The sequence below is a fragment of the Paraburkholderia kirstenboschensis genome, from assembly GCF_904848585.1.
Lineage (GTDB): Bacteria > Pseudomonadota > Gammaproteobacteria > Burkholderiales > Burkholderiaceae > Paraburkholderia > Paraburkholderia kirstenboschensis.
Window position 1 is genome coordinate 1,390,413 of record NZ_CAJHCR010000001.1, and the last position, 19,522, is coordinate 1,409,934.

13 protein-coding genes are annotated in these 19,522 nt (G+C 62.0%); 8 read left to right on the forward strand and 5 right to left on the reverse strand.

Annotated features, from left to right (window positions below; translation table 11 throughout):
- Positions 1-15: 15 nt before the first annotated feature.
- From JMY24_RS06280 to JMY24_RS06290, 3 genes are read left to right on the forward strand one after another with little or no spacing between them, the layout of a single operon-like run.
- Positions 16-1,476 (forward strand): glucose-6-phosphate isomerase, encoded by a 1,461-nt coding sequence (locus tag JMY24_RS06280; RefSeq protein ID WP_236597317.1) that lies wholly within the window; start codon positions 16-18, stop codon positions 1,474-1,476.
- Complete coding sequence (locus tag JMY24_RS06285; RefSeq protein ID WP_128592320.1) at positions 1,473-2,702, forward strand: glycosyltransferase family 4 protein; 1,230 nt, start codon at positions 1,473-1,475, stop codon at positions 2,700-2,702. The genes JMY24_RS06280 and JMY24_RS06285 overlap by 4 nt, the downstream gene beginning before the upstream one ends.
- 52 nt (positions 2,703-2,754) lie before the next feature.
- Entirely contained in the window at positions 2,755-3,921 is a 1,167-nt protein-coding gene (locus tag JMY24_RS06290) for a glycosyltransferase family 4 protein (RefSeq protein WP_201701535.1), read from the forward strand.
- A gap of 164 nt (positions 3,922-4,085) precedes the next feature.
- Here the strand turns inward: JMY24_RS06290 and gmd are convergent, their stop codons facing one another.
- Genes gmd through JMY24_RS06305 form a run of 3 tightly spaced genes read right to left on the reverse strand, consistent with a single transcriptional unit; the run spans position 4,086 to position 7,030 of the window.
- Entirely contained in the window at positions 4,086-5,129 is a 1,044-nt protein-coding gene (gene gmd, locus JMY24_RS06295) for a GDP-mannose 4,6-dehydratase (protein WP_128595034.1), read from the reverse strand.
- A gap of 39 nt (positions 5,130-5,168) precedes the next feature.
- Positions 5,169-5,933 (reverse strand): SGNH/GDSL hydrolase family protein, encoded by a 765-nt coding sequence (locus JMY24_RS06300; RefSeq protein ID WP_128595035.1) that lies wholly within the window; start codon positions 5,931-5,933, stop codon positions 5,169-5,171.
- Positions 5,930-7,030: an acyltransferase family protein gene (locus JMY24_RS06305; RefSeq protein WP_128595036.1), complete on the reverse strand. Its 1,101-nt coding sequence runs from the start codon at positions 7,028-7,030 to the stop codon at positions 5,930-5,932. The genes JMY24_RS06300 and JMY24_RS06305 overlap by 4 nt, the downstream gene beginning before the upstream one ends.
- A gap of 778 nt (positions 7,031-7,808) precedes the next feature.
- On the opposite strand from JMY24_RS06305, the gene JMY24_RS06310 reads away from it, so the two are divergent.
- The 3 genes from JMY24_RS06310 (at position 7,809) to JMY24_RS06320 (ending at position 14,005) form a co-directional block, all read left to right on the forward strand.
- Positions 7,809-10,010: an NHL repeat-containing protein gene (locus tag JMY24_RS06310; RefSeq protein WP_201701537.1), complete on the forward strand. Its 2,202-nt coding sequence runs from the start codon at positions 7,809-7,811 to the stop codon at positions 10,008-10,010.
- A 66-nt stretch (positions 10,011-10,076) separates the two neighbouring features.
- Positions 10,077-11,543, forward strand: coding sequence for a flippase (locus JMY24_RS06315; protein ID WP_128595038.1), 1,467 nt, complete (start codon positions 10,077-10,079; stop codon positions 11,541-11,543).
- Positions 11,540-14,005, forward strand: coding sequence for a glycosyltransferase family 4 protein (locus JMY24_RS06320; RefSeq protein WP_128595039.1), 2,466 nt, complete (start codon positions 11,540-11,542; stop codon positions 14,003-14,005). The genes JMY24_RS06315 and JMY24_RS06320 overlap by 4 nt, the downstream gene beginning before the upstream one ends.
- Before the next feature lie 224 nt (positions 14,006-14,229).
- Here JMY24_RS06320 and JMY24_RS06325 read toward each other — a convergent pair whose 3' ends face one another.
- Positions 14,230-15,447: an acyltransferase family protein gene (locus JMY24_RS06325; protein WP_201701538.1), complete on the reverse strand. Its 1,218-nt coding sequence runs from the start codon at positions 15,445-15,447 to the stop codon at positions 14,230-14,232.
- A gap of 242 nt (positions 15,448-15,689) precedes the next feature.
- Between JMY24_RS06325 and JMY24_RS06330 the strand changes: the two genes are divergently transcribed.
- Positions 15,690-15,845: a hypothetical protein gene (locus JMY24_RS06330; RefSeq protein ID WP_164853494.1), complete on the forward strand. Its 156-nt coding sequence runs from the start codon at positions 15,690-15,692 to the stop codon at positions 15,843-15,845.
- Between the two features lie 300 nt (positions 15,846-16,145).
- Positions 16,146-17,084, forward strand: a complete 939-nt coding sequence (galU, locus tag JMY24_RS06335; RefSeq protein WP_128595040.1) for a UTP--glucose-1-phosphate uridylyltransferase GalU — start codon at positions 16,146-16,148, stop codon at positions 17,082-17,084.
- A gap of 202 nt (positions 17,085-17,286) precedes the next feature.
- Here galU and JMY24_RS06340 read toward each other — a convergent pair whose 3' ends face one another.
- Positions 17,287-19,458, reverse strand: coding sequence for a malate synthase G (locus JMY24_RS06340; protein ID WP_128595041.1), 2,172 nt, complete (start codon positions 19,456-19,458; stop codon positions 17,287-17,289).
- Positions 19,459-19,522 lie beyond the last annotated feature (64 nt).

Sequence of the window (19,522 nt, forward strand, 5' to 3'; positions counted from 1 at the left end):
CCGGGTGGTCCTGGGATGCCCGGCACCGTACGCGCGCCGCGCACCGCGTCGCGCAAACGCCGCGAGTGGCTGCCCGCGGCCATGCTGTGGCTGGTCACGGCCGTGCTGATCGTCGCGCATCAAGGCACGGTGCTTACGCTCGCGTTTCCGGTCCTCGCAATCGGGACGGGCCTGTGGCTCTACTTCAAGAGCCCGGCGCGCTATATCGGCTTCATGTGGTGGCTCTGGTTCCTGAGCCCGGAAGTGCGCCGTCTCGCCGACTGGTCCAAAGGCTCGTTCACGCCGACGAGCCTGATCCAGGTCGCGCCGCTCGCCGTCACGATGATCAGCGCGTTATCGCTCGTACGCTACTACAGGCTGCTCGGACAACGGCGCGGCCTTCCGGTGCTGCTGATCCTGCTCGGACTCGTCTACGCCTATCTTGTCGGCGTGATTTCGAGCGGTCCGCTCGCGGCCACCTACGACCTCGCGAACTGGCTGTATCCGATTCTGATCGGCTTTCACATCATGGCGAACACGCGCCAGTATCCGCTGTACCGCGACACCATAGTGAACACATTCATCTGGGGCATGCTCGTGATGGGCGGCTACGGTCTGATCCAGTTTTTCATCATGCCGCAGTGGGACGCACTGTGGATGCTCGGCTCGCAGATGAACTCGCAAGGCGACCCGGTGCCGATGGGCGTGCGCGTATTCAGCACGATGAATTCGTCAGGGCCGTTCGCGTTCGCGATGATGGGCGCGATGGTGTACGTGATGGCGGCCACGCATCGCGTGCGCTGGGTCGCCGCGGCGCTCGGTTTCTTTTCGTTTGCTTTAAGCCTCGTGCGCTCCACATGGGGCGGCTGGGTCATCGCGTTGCTGATCCAGCTGATCAAGTCCAACAACAAGGTGCGGGTGCGTATTGTCGCGAGCGCGGTGTTGCTCGCGGGACTGTGCGTGCCGCTCCTCGCCGTCGGTCCGGTGGCCGAGCGTATGCAGGCGCGTTTGTCGACCATCGTCAATCTGAACGACGACCAGAGCTACGCGGCCCGCAACCAGTTCTATGCAACCTTCGCCAAAACGGCCTTTACGGATGTCTCCGGCGAAGGCATGGGTGCGACCGGCACCTCGACCAAGCTCTCGAACGACGGCGGCCAGCTCGGCCAGTACGGCAACTTCGACAGCGGCGTGATGAACATCCCGTTCGTGCTCGGCTGGCCCGGCACGCTGCTTTACATGTCCGGCATCGTCTGGCTATTGACGCGCGCCGTGCTTGCGTCGTTCAAGCTGCGCAACGACAAGTACGTGTCCGCTTGTCTGAGCCTGTGCCTTGCGACTTTCGCGATGCTGGTGTTCACCAATTCGCTGGTCGGCACTGGCGGGCTGCTGCTTTTCATGAGCGTTTTTTCAATTCTTTCCGCGGTGCATTACGAAAAAATCAACCGCGCCGGTACGTTATTCCGCACGCAACTTTTCCACGGAGGCACTGATTGAGAGTCGCCATTGTCACGCACGTTGTGCGCCATAACGACGGCCAGGGGCGCGTCAACCACGAGATCGCGCGCGCGGCGCTCGACGAGAATATCGGCGTCACGCTGATCGCCTCGCACGTGGCGCCCGATCTGCTCGTTCATCCGAATGTACGCTGGGTGCCGATGAAAATCGGCCGCTGGTGGCCGACCAATCTGCTACGCCAGCAGGTGTTCGCATTCAAGAGCGCGATGTGGCTGCGCTCGCATCGCCGCGAATACGACGTGCTCCATGTGAACGGCTTTATCACGTGGATGCCTGCCGACGTCAACACGTCGCACTTCGTGCATAGCGGGTGGCTCGGCAGCAAGTACTACCCGTTCGGTCTCACGAAGGGCGCGTGGTCCGCGTATCAGTCGGTGTATACGCGCTGCAACGCGTTGCTCGAGCGCTGGGCCTACCGGCGCTCGAAGGTCATCACGGCGGTGTCGCAGAAGGTCGCCGATGAAATCCGCGCGATCGGCCTCACGCCCGATAACCGTGTCGACGTGATCTACAACGGCGTAGATACGCGCGGCTTTGCCGCGGCCACCGGCGATCGCGCGAAGTTCGGTTTACCGCAAGACGCATTCTTGCTGCTGTTCGTCGGCGATCTGCGTACTCCGCGCAAGAACCTCGGCACCGTGCTCGCCGCACTCAAGCATTTGCCCGAGCACGTGCATATCGCGGTGGCGGGTTTTCTGCCGGGCAGTCCGTATCCGGACGAGGCGAAGGCGCTCGGCATCGCGCATCGCGTGCACTTTCTCGGGCTCGTCAAAGAGATGCCGGTGTTGATGCATTCGGTCGATGCGTTCGTGTTTCCGTCGCGTTACGAGGCAATGAGCCTGTCGCTGCTCGAAGCGATGGCGGCCGGGCTGCCGGTCGTGACCGCGCGCACTGCGGGGGGCGCGGAGATCATCACGCCGGAATGCGGAATCGTGCTCGACGATCCGGACGATCCGAAGGCGCTTGCGGGAGCGGTCGCACGCCTCGCCGCCGATGACGACGCGCGTCGCAAGATGGGCGTGGCTGCCAACGAACTCGCGACCGGTTTCGGCTGGGCGCGCATGGCCGCGCAATATATCGCGCTGTATCGGCAGATCGAAGGGCAGCAGAAGAATCGCCGGCGCAAAGAAGCCGAGGCGGCAGTGGTTGCGAAGACCGACGCGCTCACGCTGAACACGCTGGCCGGACACAAGCGCGTTGAATGACGCGACGCGCGACCGTCCACCACAACTCACCGGATACAAAGAGGCAACGACAATGACGACAAGCTCAATCAAATCGCTGCAGATCGGGATGCACTGGTTCCCGGAACGCGCGGGCGGCCTCGACCGCATGTACTACTCGCTCGTCGGCGCGCTGCCGGGCGCGGGCGTCGCCGTGCGCGGCGTCGTGGCCGGCTCGCCGAAGGTCGCCGCCGACACGGGCGGCGCGATCAACGGTTTCGGCTCCGCGGGCCAGTCGCTACCTTTGCGGTTGATGGCCGCGCGCCGCGCGCTGCGCCAGGAAATCGGCACGTCGCGGCCCGACGTGATCTCGTCGCACTTCGCGCTCTATACGTTTCCGGGCCTCGACGTGACGCGCGGCATTCCGCAGGTCTCGCATTTTCAGGGACCGTGGGCCGACGAGAGCCATGTTGAAGGCGCGGATTCACTCGGCCAGCGCGCTAAGCGTTATCTCGAACAATCGGTCTATGCGCGCTCGTCGCGTCTCATCGTGTTGTCCGAGGCGTTCGGCAAGATTCTCACTTCGCGTTATCGCATCTCGCCGGAGCGTGTGCGCGTGGTGCCGGGCTGCGTCGACGTCGAACAATTCAATCTGCCGGTCACGCCCGCCGAGGCGCGTCTGAAACTGCAATTGCCGCAGGACAGGCCGATCGTGCTGGCGGTGCGGCGTCTCGTGCGCCGCATGGGCCTCGAGGATCTGATCGACGCGGTCAAGCTGCTCAAGCCGAGCCACCCTGATGTGCTGCTTCTGATCGCGGGCAAGGGGCGTCTCGCGGACGAATTGCAATCGCGCATCGACGAGGCCGGCTTGCAGGACAACGTGAAGCTTCTCGGCTTCGTGCCGGATCAGCATCTGGCGGCGCTTTATCGCGCGGCGAATATCAGCGTGGTGCCGACAGTCGCGCTCGAAGGCTTCGGTCTCATCACGGTCGAGTCGCTCGCGTCTGGCACGCCGGTGCTGGTGACGCCGGTTGGCGGCCTGCCCGAGGCCGTCGCGGGGCTGTCGCCCGATCTGGTGCTGCCGGAGACCGGCGCGAAGGCGATCGCGGCAGGACTAGCCGGCGCGCTGAGCGGCTCGCTGAAGCTGCCCGATGCCGATGCGTGCCGGCGCTATGCGCGCGAGAACTTCGATAACTCGGTGATCGCGAAACGGGTCGCGTCGGTGTATAGCGAGGCTATTGCCGCGGGCGGGGTGCATTGATCGAGCAGTGAGATTTGCTGAGACTTGCGGAAGGAAATGACAAAGGCGGCGGCTCCAGTACAAGGGAGCCGCCGCCTTTTTCTTACGCTTACTTTTGTGCCGCCGCCACTGCATCGCCGCGGTGTTGCCCGCATCATCGCGATGCGGGCGTGCGCGGCCGCTGATTAAAACGTCTCGTGATGCTGATTGCGCCCAATGTCCGCATGAACCATCATGTGACACAGTTGTTCGAGTGTGGTTTGCGCCTGCCAGCCGAGTTTCTCGCGCGCCTTGTCCGCGCAGCCGATCAGCAGGTCCACTTCGGCCGGCCGGTAGAACTTCGGATTCACGCGTACGAGCGTCTTGCCGGTCGCCACGTCGATGCCCGTTTCGCGCTCTTCCTTGCCTGACCACTCGATCTGATAATCCGCCGCCGCGAACGCCATGCGCACGAAGTCGCGGACCGTTTCAGTGCGGCCGGTCGCAAGCACGAAGGTGTCCGGCTCGTCGGCTTGCAGCATGCGCCACATGCCTTCCACATATTCGAGCGCGAAACCCCAGTCGCGTTTCGCGCCCAGATTGCCGAGTTCCAGCACGTCCTGCTTGCCGAGCTTGATCTTGGCAACCGTGTCGGTGATCTTGCGCGTCACGAATTCGCGGCCGCGCAGCGGCGATTCGTGATTGAACAGAATGCCGCTGCTCGCGAAAAGACCATACGACTCGCGATAGTTGATCGTCGACCAATGCGCGAACAGCTTCGCCACGCCATAGGGGCTGCGCGGATAGAAGGGCGTGTCCTCGCGTTGCGGCACCGCCTGCACGAGCCCGAACATTTCCGACGTCGACGCCTGGTAGTAGCGCATCTTCGGATTGAGAATGCGGATGCCCTCAAGCAGATTCAGCGCGCCGATGCCGGTCACCTCGGCGGTCGTCACCGGCTGGTCGAACGACACGCCCACGAAACTCTGTGCGGCGAGGTTATACAACTCGTCGGCCTGCGCGCCTTCGAGCAGGCGCAGTGTCGAGCCGAGGTCGGTCAGATCATGTTCGACGAGACGCAGATTCGGATGATCGAGCACGCCCAACTCGCGCATGCGCCAGAAATTCACGGAACTCGTACGCCGATAGGTGCCGGTTACCTGATAGCCCTTGTCGAGCAGCAATTTGGTCAGGTAGGCGCCGTCCTGTCCGGACACACCGGTGATGATCGCTTTGCGTGGTTGGCTCATAGCTTGCCTTCAATATTGGTAAAAGAAAAAAAGAGCACCTCAGAGCGTGCCATCCAGGAGCCGCCGCACCAGCGGTTCGACGACCTGAAAATCCTGCTCGGCCTTGAGCCTGTACAACCCAGGCTTCGGATGCGCGCCGTCGGACATCAACGTCTTCCAGTCCGGCAGACTGCTGATGTACGCAAACTGGTCGACGAGCGGCACCTGCTGTTCGGCGGCCACACGGCGCGTCATCGCGACCATCGAGGCAAGCCGCGCATTCAGCCGGTTATCGGGCATCGGATTCGCCGTCTCCAGCACCGGCTCCTTGCCGAGCGCGCGAGCGGTTTTGACGAGCGCGGTTTGCGCTGCGTAGAACTGCTCGGGCGTCTGGTTCTGCATCACTTCGTTGATGCCGTAGTTGATCAACACGATCCGCGCGGGCGACGCCGCGAGCCGTTCGCGCCATGGCAAACCGGCGGTAGGCCCGGCGCGCCGATTGCCCGTGCCGTCGAGCAATTGCGTGGCCATCGTGCCGCCCATTCCATAGTTGGCCACGCGCACACGGTCGCCATGATGCGTCTGCAACTCGTCCTGCAGATAAGCCACGGCGTTCTGCGCTTGAGGCGCGCAATGGCCTTCGCTGCATGAAATGCCGAGCGTCGTCGAATCGCCGTATGCGTCGATCAGCACCTGTGTCTGCGCTTGAATCTGCGCTTGCACCTGCACTTGAGCGGCTTGAACGATGCCGGCTGGCGCAGACAGAGACAGTGCCGCAAGCGACGCGAATATCGCGGCCGCCGTGGGCCGTGCGGGGCATCTCATGCGCGGCTTTGCGGTACTTGCGGCGCAGCGCTCGGCACGCCCGCACCGGTGGCCACGGTTGTCGTATGCAAGTTGCCGCGCGAACCGAAGATCAGGCGCTTCTCAAACCCGAACCACGTGAGACTCGCGTACGCGATCGTGATAGCGAGCGCGAGCGCCGCGGTCACATAGCGGTTCATTTGCAGGGGCCACAGCGCATAGAGCACGCTCAGATGAATCAGATAAATCGTGTAGCTGATCGTACCGATGTACACGAGCACCGGATTGCACAGCAGCCGTTTGACGATGCCCTTGCTTTGCAGGGCGATGACCACGACGGACGTGCAAAGCACCAACGAAATGCTGTAAAGCCCCGCATTCGACAGCGGCGTATTGGCCGCGCGAAACCGCGGAAAGTGCAGATGCAGCCAGGCGAGCGCGGCGAGGGCAGCGATCACGCCCAGCACCGCGACGCCCTTGAACGGTTCGAGTGCGTGACGATCGCGCCGCACGGCGACGGCAAGCAGCGCGCCGGCCGCGAGCAGATCCATGCGAAACGGCGTGAGGTAATAGATCGGCCAGAACGAATCGAACCAGGGCGTGGCAACTGCGCGAAGCACCGGCACGAGCAGGACCAGCGCGGCGGCCACCCACGCGAGCGCACGTTCGGGCACGAACAGAATCACGAACGGCCAGACGATATAGAACTGCTCTTCAACCGCAAGCGACCACAGCACATTGAGGCTGTCGTGCCCGCTCTGATTCAGCGCGTCGCCAATGTTCGTTGCGAAGAATGCGTACCACTGCCAGTGCTGCGCCCAGCCGAAGCCGAACAGGATCGAGGAGACCGCCATCAGCAGCAGATAGGGCGGCAGGATGCGCCGTGCACGGCGTGCGTAGAAGTAGCCGAAGTACGACTGCTCGCGCGCCTTGCGTTCTAGCAGGATGCCGGTAATCAAAAAGCCGCTGAGAACAAAGAACAGATCGACGCCCATCCACAGCGGCGCTTTCAACGCGTGCTGCGCGAACACCGCTAACACGGCGATCGCGCGCAAGCCGTCGAGCTGCACGATGCGGCGTGAATGGGAAGGCGCTGTGGGCAGTGCGCTAGCAGTCATGAACCGTCCATGGTGTGAAGCGGAAGAGCCGCGAGGAGCCGCGAGGAGCCGCGAGCAGGGCAGAAAGCCAGTGGCGCCCGCTGCGGCCGCGACGTTGATGCAATTGATTCTAGGCAAAAGAAAATCGCGAAAAAACGGGAATGAAATGGATAAATGAATCAGATTGAAACAGGGTGTTTCGTTATGCATTTGCGCGACGTTTCCATGCTTGTGTCGCGCTCATGACGATGGGTGCACTCTGGTTGCAAATAACGTGATGAAGTGACCATCCACACTGCGTGGCTTGGTAAAAAGATGAGCGACAGCGGTGCGTGCATGGATCGTTCGCCACCTTGGACGGCCATATTTTCTTTCAATCTATTTTTAAAATGATTTCTTTCGCATCGTTTTAAAGCGGCGAATATTTTTGAATTATTTTCGATTTTCGTCGCGGCGTTTTTTACGCGTAATGTGAACCTTGCGGATTGGGCGGCCAAGGACTGCGCGTGCGCCGCGCACCGCGTTCGTTCGACGCGGCGTATCGCAGCGTGGCGCGCCTGCGTGACCGAAGCGGGAGGGCGCGTGTGCTGACGCCGTGCCGGAAAGCAAGCTTCGCGCTGCGCCGTCATCTTTCACTGAGTTTGCTATGTGCCGATAACCGCGCGCGTTCATGAATGGCGCTTGCCATAACTCTTGCAATGGCGCTTGCATTGGCGCTCGTGTCAGCACGCTCGCATATTCGCGTACCCGCATCACAGTTCTGTCAAAGCATCGGTTCGCATCGACTGGAGGACATACCTTGCCCCGTTTCACGTTCAAAAGCTGGCTCGCGGTATTCGCGTGCGTCGTCGGACTGGCTGCTGCATCAGCCAGTTTGACGGCTCGGGCGGAAACGGCGTTGAACGCGAAGACGTCATGGATCGGCAACACGTTTGGTTTCGGCGACGGCACGTGGGCGCAGATCAACATCACGGCGATCGCCGTCGCGCCCGACGGCAAGGTCTATACGAATGCGCCGTGGGACGAAAGCGGCGCCGAGGCGAGCGTCTATCAGAACGGCAAGATGGTCGGCTTCGCGGGCGGCACGCATGGCTGGGGCAACAGCGGCGGCAACGCGATCGCGATCAATCGCAAGTACGCTTTTGTCGCCATTGCGGTCGGCAACGAAAAAGGCCGGCTGGTCGAGCAGGGCGTGTGGCCGGCAAAAGGCAAGCAGTGGTTCGGCATTTCGCGCCGGCAGATTGCCGATCCAAAGCGTGCCGCGCCGTTTCAGCCCGCGGCGAAAGCGGCTGATCCGCATGCGCAACTCGCGGCCGGCTTCCTGATGATGAACGAAGTGCCGACGGGCACGAGCGCCGAAATCGGCGGACTCGCGGCTAACGAGACCACGCTCTATGCGGCCAATACGGCGCGCGACCGCATCGAGGTGTACGACGCCGAGTCGATGCAGCAGAAGGCCGCGTGGAGCGTGCACGAGCCTGGCCGGATCACGCTTGCGCCGGACGGCACGCTGTGGGTGCTGAGCGGTACGCGCAACGATCGCGCGCCGCATGTCGAGCACTACACGCCGGGCGGCAAGCGCATCGAAGAGAACATCGAACTGCCCGCCGATACCCTGGCAGTCGATATCGCCGCCGACGCGAAAGGCCGCATTCTGATCGCCGACAACGGCCCGCGACAGCAGGTGCTGTTCTTTAGCAAGAACGCTGGCCGTTACGCGCAGTCGGGCTCACTGGGCGAGCGCGGCGGGATTTTTAGCGGCGTCGCGGGAAGGCCGGGACCGCAACGTTTCAACGGACTAACAGGCGTAGGCGTGGATGCGAGCGGAAACGTCTATGTATCGACCAACGGCATCGGCCCGCGTTATGAGCCGATCGGCGCGGGCCTCGGCGCGACGCTCGAAAGCTACGCGCCTGACGGCAAGCAGAACTGGCTCGTGCAGGGACTGCTTTTCGTCGATGGCGCGTGGATCGATCCGTCGCGGCCAGACAGTGTGTATACCGGAAACAAGCGTTTCGAGCTCGATCTTTCGAAGCCCGCGGGGCAGGACTGGAAATATGTCGGATTCCTGTCTAACCGCTTCAAATATCCGGACGACCCGGTCTTCCACACCGATCAGTATCCCGGCTTGCCGATTGCCCGCAAGCTGAAGGGCCACACGTTCCTGTACCTGACCGACATGTATGCGGACCATCTGAAGATCTATCGCTTCGATCCGCAACGCGATGGCGAGACGGCGATTCCGTCCGGCTTTATCGCTGGCCGCGAGCGCGCGGTCGCCAGGGTGCCGAACGCGCCGCCGGGCGGCGACTGGATCTGGCGCGACACGAACGGCGACGGCAAATTCAATACCGACGAATTCGCCCCGAACACGAGCGGCACGAAGCTCGCGGGCGGTTGGGGCTGGTGGGTCGACACCGCGGGAGACATCTGGCGCACGCGTGACACCAAGGGCATTTATCGCTTTCGCTTCGGCGGTCTGGATGCCAAGGGCAACCCCGTCTATTCATATTCGGACCTCACGCAGTACCCGGTGCCACAACCGTTCACGGAACTGCATCGCGCGATCTACGAACCCGACACCGACACGATGTACGTGAGCGGCTATACGCCCGACACGCCGTTCGATCGGGGCTTCTGGAAGGAAGTGGGCCGCGTGCTGGTGCGCTACGACAAATGGTCGAGCGGCAAGCCGGTGCAACGCTATTCAATCGCGCTGCCATGGCAAACGCAGAGCAAGCCCATCGCGACGATTATCGGCCTCACGGTCGAGCGGCAATACATCTTCGGCGTCGAACCGGTGGGCGCGGTGCATGTGTGGGACAAGGACAGCGGCCGCGAACTCGGTGTGATCCGGCCCGGCCCCGAAGTGGGTCGGGCGTCCGGCTGGGTCGACGTACCCAACGGCATCAGCGCGGCGAAGCGAGCCAACGGCGAGTACCTGGTATTCGTCGAGGAAGACGCACGCGGCAAGGTGCTGATGTACCGCTGGAAACCTTGACGACTCGTCGGCAACACCACGCATGACGAAAAAAACAGGCAATCGTAGTCGAACCCAGGGCATCCGATGGACAAAGGCATTCTCAAGAACGTAGCGATCAACTTCTTCGGTCTCGTGCTGCCGACTTTCGTCTCGCTCGTCACCGTGCCGTCGTATATCCGGCTGCTCGGCGTCGAGCGCTACGGCGTGATCAGCCTCGTGTGGACGCTGATCGGCTACTTCGGAATTCTCGATCTGGGCATGAGCATGGCCGCGCAGAATCACATTTCGAAGGCGCGCGCGTCGGGCAACAAGGACGAGAGCGCGCGCGTGTTCTGGAGTGCGACGTGGCTCAATCTCGTGACGGGCGTGATCGGCGGGTTGATCATTTATTTCGGCGCATTTCTGTACACCGCGTATTTCACGAAGGTGTCGCCGGAACTGCAGCATGAGGTGTACATGGCGCTGCCGTGGCTCGCGGTGGCGATTCCGATTGCGAACGTCTCGTGGGTGTTCGCCGGCGCAATCAACGGCGCGGAACGCTTCGGCGTCTACAACACGAATCAGACCATTGGCACGTTCCTGTTCCAGTTGCTGCCGCTCGGCGCGGCGCTGTGGCTCGGCGCGAGCTTGCAGAACGTGCTCGCCGCCGCGGTTTTCGCGCGCATTCTCGCCGCGATCCTGCTCGGCCGGTCCGCGCTAAAAGTGCTTGAAATACGCAGTATTCTGCCGCCGCAGTTCGGCGTGGCGAAAGGGCTCTTCAACTTTGGCGGCTGGATGCTGATTGCGAGCGTCACCAACATGATCGCCGAATCGCTCGACCGCGTGATGCTCGGCACGAGCCTCGGCGCGCGCTTCGTCACGTATTACACGGTGCCGCAAAACCTCGTGACGCGCTTGAACATCGTGCCCACCGCGATGGTGCGCACGCTGTTTCCACGGCTTTCCGCCGTAGGCCGCGCGGACGCCGACACCATCACGCAGCAGTCGCTCGAATTTCTCAACGGCGTGTTCACGCCTGTCGCGTTGATCGCGATGCTGGTTCTCGAACCGTTCCTGCATCTTTGGGTCGGCAATGAAATCGCGACCGTCGCGGCGCCCGTGGGACGCATCATGATCGTCGCGGTATGGCTCGTGGGCCAGGCCAACGTGACGCGGATCCTGATCCAGTCGCAGGTCAATCCGGCCACGGCCGCGCGCGTCGGTTTATTCGAATTGCCCTTGTTTGCGGGGGCTTTGTGGTTTGGCATCACGCATTTCGGATTGACTGGCGCGGCGATCGCAGTGGCCGGCCGCGCGCTATTCGATTACGCGGTGCTGTTGCGGCTTTCGGCGATTCGAGCGCGCCAAATCGCGCTCGACATGCTCGCCCACCTCGCTTTCCTGCTGGCGAGCCTCTGGCTTTCCAGCTTCCTGCCGGGCCTCGCCATGGCGATCGTCGCCGGCCTGTTGATGGTGGGCGCGAACATCGCCTGGTCCATCACAATGACACCCGCCTTGCGCGATCTAGCGCGTTCACTGCTGTTGCGACTGAATCCGAGGAAAAGCGCATGAACCACGAAGTCCTTGAAGAAGCCGTGCTGCAAGCTCCGACGCGCAGCGCGCTGGCCGAACTGACCACCGTTCCTACGGCTGACGCGCCGCCGCGGCGTGCGGCATTGCGCGGCGATAAAGCCGTGCGCGTGGCGATCGTGCACGACTGGCTCGTTACCTATGCTGGCGCGGAGAAGGTGCTCGAACAGATAGTGGCGTGCTTTCCGGACGCGGACCTGTTCAGCCTGGTCGACTTTCTCGACGACCGCAGCTTTCTGCGCGGCAAGCCCGTTACCACATCGTTTATCCAGAAGCTCCCGCTCGCGCGCACCAAATACCGCACGTATCTGCCGCTGATGCCGCTCGCGATCGAGCAACTCGATGTATCCGCCTACGACGTGGTGATTTCTAGCAGCCACGCAGTGGCCAAGGGCATTCTCACCGGTCCGGACCAGGTGCATATCAGCTACGTGCATTCGCCGATCCGCTATGCGTGGGACTTACAGCACCAGTATCTGCAGCAGTCGAAACTGACAAGCGGGCCGAAGTCGGCAATGGCGCGGCTCATTTTGCATTACATCCGGAACTGGGACATCCGCACGGCGAATTCGGTGGACGGCTTTATCGCGAACTCCGACTTCATCGCGCGGCGGATCAGGAAGGTCTACCAGCGCGATGCGCAGGTGATCTTTCCGCCTGTCGACGTCGAAGCGTTCACGCTATGCACGCAGAAGGAAGACTTCTATCTGACCGCCTCGCGGATGGTGCCGTATAAGAAAATCGACCTGATTGTCGAGGCGTTTGCGCGCATGCCTGAGAGAAAACTTGTCGTGATCGGCGACGGTCCCGACATGCAGAAGATTCGCGCGAAGGCGGGGCCGAATGTCGAGATCATGGGCTACCAGCCGTTCAAGGTGTTGAAGGATCGGATGAGCCGCGCCAAGGCTTTCGTCTTCGCCGCCGAGGAAGATTTCGGCATTTCGGTGGTCGAGGCGCAGGCGTGCGGCACGCCTGTCATCGCGTATGGCAAGGGCGGTGCGCTCGAAACGGTGCGCGATCTGTCGGAGCCGCGTCCGACCGGCATGTTCTTCGACGAGCAGAGCACGGAGTCGATCATCGCCGCGGTCGAGCGTTTCGATGGACACGTGAAGCGTTTTTCGCCAACCGATTGCCGCGCGAACGCCGAGCGTTTTTCCGCAGCGAACTTCAGGGAACGCTTTTTCGCCCATGTGCGGGCGTCCGTGCCCGCGCTGCACAACGCGACGCTGCCGCCGTACGCGCCGTATGAAGCGGAGCCGGCCGCGAATGCGCCGCGCATTCTCGCTGTCGATCAAAGCGGCGTACTAGGCGGCGCCGAGCTTTCGCTGCTCGAAATCGTCAAGGCGCTGCGCTCGCGCATGGAAGTCGTACTGTTCGACGACGGCCCGTTCCGTACCGCGCTCGACAAAGCGGGCGCCAGTGTCGAGGTGCTCGATGCGGGCGCGCTGCGCAACGTGCGCAAGCAGGGCGGTTCGTTGCCGAAGGGTCAGGCGTTGATGGGCCTGATGTCGCTCGTTCGCGCGACGGCCAGACGCGCGCGCAATGCGCAGGTGATCTATGCGAACACGCAGCGCGCAATGGTGATCGGCGCGGTCGCCGGCAAGCTCGCGAGGCGCCCGGTGGTCTGGCATCTGCGCGACATCGTGAGTCCGGAGCATTTCGGCGGCAAGCAGCTCGCGATCATCAAATGGTGCGCGCGACTCGGCCTCACGCATGTGATCGCCAATTCGGCCGCCTCGGCGCGCGCGTTCGCCGACCTTACGCATTTCGACAACAAGCGCATCGACGTAGTGTTCAACGGCATTTCCGCGGCACCGTTCGACGCCTTGCGCAACGTGCCGCAAGCCGCGCTGCGCGAAAAGTTGAACCTGCCGAAAGACGCCTTTCTGGTGGGCTCGTTCAGCCGCCTCGCGCGCTGGAAAGGGCAGCATGTGCTGCTGCAGGCGCTAGTGCTCAATCCGCACATGCACGCGGTGCTGGTTGGCGCGCCGCTCTTCGGTGAAGATCAGTACGAGATCGAACTGCATGCGTTCGTCGCCGCGCATAGTCTTGGCGACCGCGTGCATTTTCTCGGCTTCCAGCACGATATTCCCGCCTGCATGTGCGCGGTGGACGCGGTGGTGCACACGTCGATCACGCCAGAGCCGTTCGGCCGGGTGATCGTCGAAGGGATGCTCGCGCAACGGCCGGTCGTGGCCGCGCGCGCGGGCGGGGTACTTGAAATTATCGACGACTACGAGAACGGCGTGCTGTGCACGCCGGGCGATGCTCATGCTTTGGCCGACGCGCTAGCCGAACTGCGCTCGAACGACGAACTGCGCGACAAGCTCGTCAAAAACGGCTACAGGACGGCGCTGAGCCGCTTCGGTACGGTGAACTATGTCGAGAGCGTGGAGCGGATCCTGAGCCGTGTGGCGGAGCCGGGCAAGGCTGCCGGCGCGTGACCTGCGTGACCTGTATGTGCTGCAAGAAGCACGAAGGCGGTGAAGCGCGTCGCTCGATGAATCGCGCCCGAGACCGCCGACGCGCGCCGGACAATGCGGCGAGAGGCACTGCCAGAAGCACTGTTACTGAAACGATTGACGCGGGGTAGGCAGGGACTCGGCCGGTTCCTGTCATTTGGCGCAGCGGGGCGGACGTCACTGACTTTCGCCCCGCTTTTTTACGACTACTTCCCGAACGCGCCTTTAGCGGATTTCGGCTTGAAACTGGCGGACCACTTCATCGCCGGTAATTCGACCAGCCGGTAGAACACGTAAGCGGCCGGCACGGCCACCAGCATGTAGCCAAACGACGGCCAGATCGACATCTGCAATGAAGAGCGGAACAGCAGCGACGAAAGCAGCACGAAGATCGGCAGATGAATCAGATACAGCGAAAAGCTGAAGTCGCCAAAGCGCGACAAAAGCCGCAAGCCCCAACCGTCGCGCTGGTTGCCGTTGCCGCGCTCCAGCGCCTTGTACAGATAGAACGCGAAGCCGATTGCCCAGAGCTGGAACGCGCCGTATTGACCGTAGTGAAACGCCGCGCAACCCAGCGCGATGAATGCAGCGGCGAGCGCATAGAGCCACCGCGGCGAACCAGTCTGTGCGGAGGTGCGGGCTCTTGCGTCGGCAATCCATGCGCCGAGGGTCCACGAAAACCAGTACGACGTGAAGAACTGAATGTCATGCCGTTCGAGCACATAGGCGGAAACGACGTTGACCACGGCGACGATCGCGAGCACGGAGGTCATGCCGATACGTCGACGCAGCGCGAATAGCAACGGGTAGATCGCGTAAAACTGCACTTCGAGCGAAAGAGTCCATAGCGCGCCGTTCGATCCATACGTCTTGCCGGCCACGCCTTGAAGCGAGAACAGGTTGACGAGAAACGCCTCTACGCCGATCTCGCGAATCTTGTGACTGACAGGCGGTAATTGCAGACTGAACCAGTCGAGCGCGAGCGTCAGCAGCAAGGCGGCAAGCAGCACCGGATAAATGCGAGTAAGGCGGCGCACCCAGAAATTGGCTGCGTCCAGCCGGTAAGCCGGGTTGTTAGCGAGCCGTAACGCGCCGCTGCGGTGAATGCAGTAGCCGCTGATTACGAAAAAAATCGGCACGCCCGCCGATCCCCATGCAATAGGGAAAGTCAGATAAGCGGCAATCGTATTCAAACTCAATGAATGCCCGGCATTCTGATGAAACGCCTGCATGCCGACCCATTCGATCTGACGGCAATGGAAATACGCGACGAGCAGCGCGGCAAAGCCTCGCATTGCATCGATCACATGTTCCTTGCCGGCGCTGTCGGCGCGTGCGTCGCTTTGTGCGCGCGGCGCGGCAGGCCTCAAAGGCGGGGAGAGGGGCAGGGATGAGCCGGCGGCATCCAGTGCTGAGTCGCTCATGCGCGGTCCTTTATTTGAAGTAATGCAATGCGGGTCCGCGCGCGCGATTCGCGCACGCGGTGCATCACATGCTAGTGCACGGCGCGCACAAAAAATGAATAAAAAAATGACAGCCTTTTTTCTATTTAAGCGGCTTTTGTGACCAATTGTAATTGCGCATAAGCAGAATGCGTCTGGACAATTATTTATCGCTTTTGTCGTGCTAACTTACAGCACGGATTCTCCTGATGAGAGGTGAAGTCATGAACCTGCATTTGCTTGCCGGCATCGCCGTGCTACTGATCCTCGTCGGCGCCTCCGCTTATCGCGAGGCGCTGCGCAATGAGCCCATCCGCCGTTTCCGCATCAGTCCAGGCAAGCTGCCGCAACTGGACGAAAACGAGGAAGCCCGCCGGTAAGGGCCACTAAGGGCCGATGAACGCCGATGCGTTTGCTGGCGGAAGGGCGTCGCGCGCTCCGGCACGAGCGACGCCATGGGTAATTTTTTCGGAATCGCCCGAAAACAATTCGATTTTGCAAAGTAAATGTTGCCTAAGTCTTTCAGAAATGGCGCAAATAGATGTGAATCGGGCGCATTAAGCATTATTTGTGAAATTCACGCGTGATCTAGCGCAGATTTTTTGTTAGCCTTTCTGGCCACGTCGCGGGGCCGCCATGCCCGCGGACACCAATTTCTAACCGATCTGGGAATGCCTACCATGCTGAAAGTCACCAAAGCCGTGTTTCCCGTAGCGGGCCTCGGGACACGATTCCTGCCGGCTACCAAGGCGAGTCCGAAGGAAATGCTGCCTATCGTCGACAAGCCGCTGATTCAGTACGCTGTCGAAGAAGCGATTGCCGCCGGCATCACCGAAATGATCTTCGTGACGGGCCGCAGCAAGCGCGCTATCGAAGATCATTTCGACAAGTCGTATGAGATCGAAGCTGAACTCGAGGCGCGTAACAAGCAGAAGCTGCTCGACCTCGTGCGCAGCATCAAACCGGCCAACGTCGACTGCTTTTATGTGCGTCAGGCGGAAGCACTCGGCTTGGGCCACGCGGTGTTGTGCGCCGAAAAGCTGGTGGGCGACAGCCCCTTCGCGGTGATTCTCGCCGACGACCTGCTGCACAGCTCCAAGCCCGTCATGAGCCAGCTTGTCGATACGTTCAATCACTATCACAGCTCGGTGATCGGCGTCGAAACCATCGCGCGCGAAGACAGCCGTTCGTACGGTGTCGTGGACGGCCGCGAGTGGGAAGACAATGTGATCAAGCTCTCGGGTATCGTGGAAAAGCCGGCGCCTGACAATGCGCCGTCGAACCTCGGCGTGGTGGGCCGCTACGTGCTGATGCCGACCATCTTCAAGCACATTCGCGCGCTCAAGCCGGGCGCGGGCGGCGAACTGCAATTGACCGATGCAGTGCAGTCGCTGCTCACTGAAGAGCAGGTGCTCGCGTATCGCTACTTCGGCACGCGTTTCGATTGCGGCAGCAAGCTCGGCTACCTGAAGGCGACGGTGGAGTTCGCGCTGCGTCATCCGGAGGTGAAGGAGGAATTCGAAGCGTATCTGCATGCATACATGCAGGCACATACGCAGGGCAATACGCAGGAAAATCCGGAAAGCCTGGAGCCTCAGTACACGGCCGAAGCGGCTTGATCCGAGCCGGGACAGCCTGATCGCGCGATTCGTGCAATTGGCGCAACTGGCGTAATTGGCGCGAGATCGCATCCAAGCATCACGCAGAAGCGCGCGAAACATCGCGCGCATTGAAAACGGGCGCCCCGAATCACGCGGGCGCCCGTCCTTTTTTGCCGCGCTCGAACTTCAAACTTCTTCGAGCCGCGGCGCGATATCAAGCTCAGCCGTTCTTCACTTGCAGACGGAACTTGTGCAGCAACGGTTCCGTGTAGCCGCTCGGCTGCTGGCGTCCTTCGAACACGAGTGCTTGCGCGGCCTTGATCGCAATGGTGTCGAACCCGGGTGCCATGGGCTTGTAATGCGGATCGCCGGCGTTCTGCTGATCGACCACTTGCGCCATGCGTTTAAATGTCTCTTCGACCTGCTCGCGCGTCACCACGCCGTGATACAGCCAGTTCGCGATGTGCTGGCTCGAGATACGCAGCGTCGCGCGGTCTTCCATCAGGCCGACGTCGTGAATATCGGGCACCTTCGAGCAGCCCACGCCTTGATCGATCCAGCGCACCACATAGCCCAGAATGCCTTGCGCGTTGTTGTCGAGCTCGGCGCGGATTTCGTCGGCGCTCCACCTGGCCGTTTCGACGACGGGAATCGTCAGAAGGCCGTCTAGCAGTTCGTCACGGACGCTCGCATAGTCAGTGCGCTCCAGTTGCTGCTGAACCGCCTGCACGTCGATCTGATGATAGTGCAGCGCATGCAGCGTTGCGGCGGTCGGCGAGGGCACCCACGCGGTGTTCGCGCCGGCCTTCGGATGCGCGATCTTCTGTTCGAGCATGGCGTGCATCAGGTCGGGCATTGCCCACATGCCCTTGCCGATCTGCGCGCGGCCGCGCAGGCCCGCGTGCAAACCGACGAGCACGTTGCTGCGTTCGTATGCGGCAATCCATGCGCTCGACTTCATGTCGCCCTTGCGCATCATCGGGCCGGCTTCCATCGCGCTGTGCATTTCGTCGCCGGTACGGTCGAGAAAGCCCGTGTTGATGAACGCCACACGTTCCGACGCCTCGGCGATACACGCGAGCAGATTCACGCTCGTGCGGCGCTCCTCGTCCATGATGCCCATCTTGATCGTGTTGCGCGGCAGCTTGAGCAGATCTTCGACGCGCGCGAACAGTTCGCTCGCGAACGCGACTTCGGCGGGGCCGTGCATTTTCGGCTTCACGATATAGATGGAGCCAGTGCGCGAATTCAACTTGTGCTTGCGGTCGTGCAGCGCGCACAGCGTTGTGATCACAGCGTCGAGAATGCCTTCGGGAATCTCGGCGCCATCCTTCGTCAGCACAGCCGGATTGGTCATCAAATGACCGACGTTGCGAATGAACAGCAGCGAGCGTCCATGCAGTACGACGGGCGCCGTGCCGTTCGCGGCGACGTACACGCGGTCGTCGTTCAGACGGCGCGTGAACGTCTTGCCGTTCTTCGTGACCTCTTCGGTCAGATCGCCGTTCATCAGACCGAGCCAGTTGCGATAGAGCTGAACCTTGTCGTCCGCATCGACGGCTGCAACCGAGTCTTCGCAGTCGATGATCGTGCTCACCGCCGCTTCGACCACCACGTCCTTGACATGCGCGGCGTCGGTCTTGCCGATCGAATCGTTCGCGTCGATCTGAATCTCGAAGTGCAGCCCGTGATGTTTGAGCAGCACCGCCGACGGCGCGCTCGCCTCGCCCTGGTAGCCGACGAATTGCGCGGGCGTCCTGAGTTCGCTCGTACCGTTCTTCAGCGCGACGGACAGCTTGCCGCCTTCCACGCTATAGCGCGTCGCATCGGCATGCGAGCCGTTCGCAAGCGGCGCTGCTTCGTCGAGAAACTTGCGGGCATAGGCGATCACCGCGGCGCCGCGCACCGGGTTGAAAGTTTTCTGCCGGTCGGCGCCGTTGGTCTCGGGAATCGCGTCGGTGCCGTACAGTGCGTCGTACAGGCTGCCCCAGCGCGCGTTCGCCGCATTCAGCGCATAGCGCTGATTCGACAGAGGCACCACGAGTTGCGGACCTGCCTGTTCGGCGATTTCGGTGTCCACCTCATCGGTCGTAGCCTTCACGCTCGCCGGCGCGTGCACGATATAGCCGATGCCTTCAAGAAACGCACGATAGGCACGCAAGTCGCGCACCGGCCCGGGATTGGCGCGATGCCAGTTGTCCAGTTCCGTTTGCAGGCGGTCGCGCTCGGCGAGCAGCGCACGGTTTTTAGGCGCCAGCTCGTGCACGAGGGCGTCGAAACCCGACCAGAATGCGGCGCTGTCGATTCCGGTGCCGGGCAGGGCTTCGGTTTCGACGAACTGGTCGAGATTGGCGGCGACCTGCAATCCGCCGCGCGGGTTCATCTGAGTCATCGACTGCTCCATCTGTCTGAGTGGGGCCGACGTGGGGACATCGGCCCGCGTTGGGGCTACTGCT

Bases quoted from the DNA above. Each gene is read 5' to 3' on its own strand.
- JMY24_RS06280 (WP_236597317.1), top strand. From the start codon at position 16: ATGCCCGGCACCGTACGCGCGCCGCGCACCGCGTCGCGCAAACGCCGC.
- JMY24_RS06290 (WP_201701535.1), top strand. From the start codon at position 2,755: ATGACGACAAGCTCAATCAAATCGCTGCAGATCGGGATGCACTGGTTC.
- gmd (WP_128595034.1), bottom strand. From the start codon at position 5,129: ATGAGCCAACCACGCAAAGCGATCATCACCGGTGTGTCCGGACAGGAC.
- JMY24_RS06300 (WP_128595035.1), bottom strand. From the start codon at position 5,933: ATGAGATGCCCCGCACGGCCCACGGCGGCCGCGATATTCGCGTCGCTT.
- JMY24_RS06305 (WP_128595036.1), bottom strand. From the start codon at position 7,030: ATGACTGCTAGCGCACTGCCCACAGCGCCTTCCCATTCACGCCGCATC.
- JMY24_RS06315 (WP_128595038.1), top strand. From the start codon at position 10,077: ATGGACAAAGGCATTCTCAAGAACGTAGCGATCAACTTCTTCGGTCTC.
- JMY24_RS06320 (WP_128595039.1), top strand. From the start codon at position 11,540: ATGAACCACGAAGTCCTTGAAGAAGCCGTGCTGCAAGCTCCGACGCGC.
- JMY24_RS06325 (WP_201701538.1), bottom strand. From the start codon at position 15,447: ATGAGCGACTCAGCACTGGATGCCGCCGGCTCATCCCTGCCCCTCTCC.
- JMY24_RS06330 (WP_164853494.1), top strand. From the start codon at position 15,690: ATGAACCTGCATTTGCTTGCCGGCATCGCCGTGCTACTGATCCTCGTC.
- galU (WP_128595040.1), top strand. From the start codon at position 16,146: ATGCTGAAAGTCACCAAAGCCGTGTTTCCCGTAGCGGGCCTCGGGACA.
- JMY24_RS06340 (WP_128595041.1), bottom strand. From the start codon at position 19,458: ATGACTCAGATGAACCCGCGCGGCGGATTGCAGGTCGCCGCCAATCTC.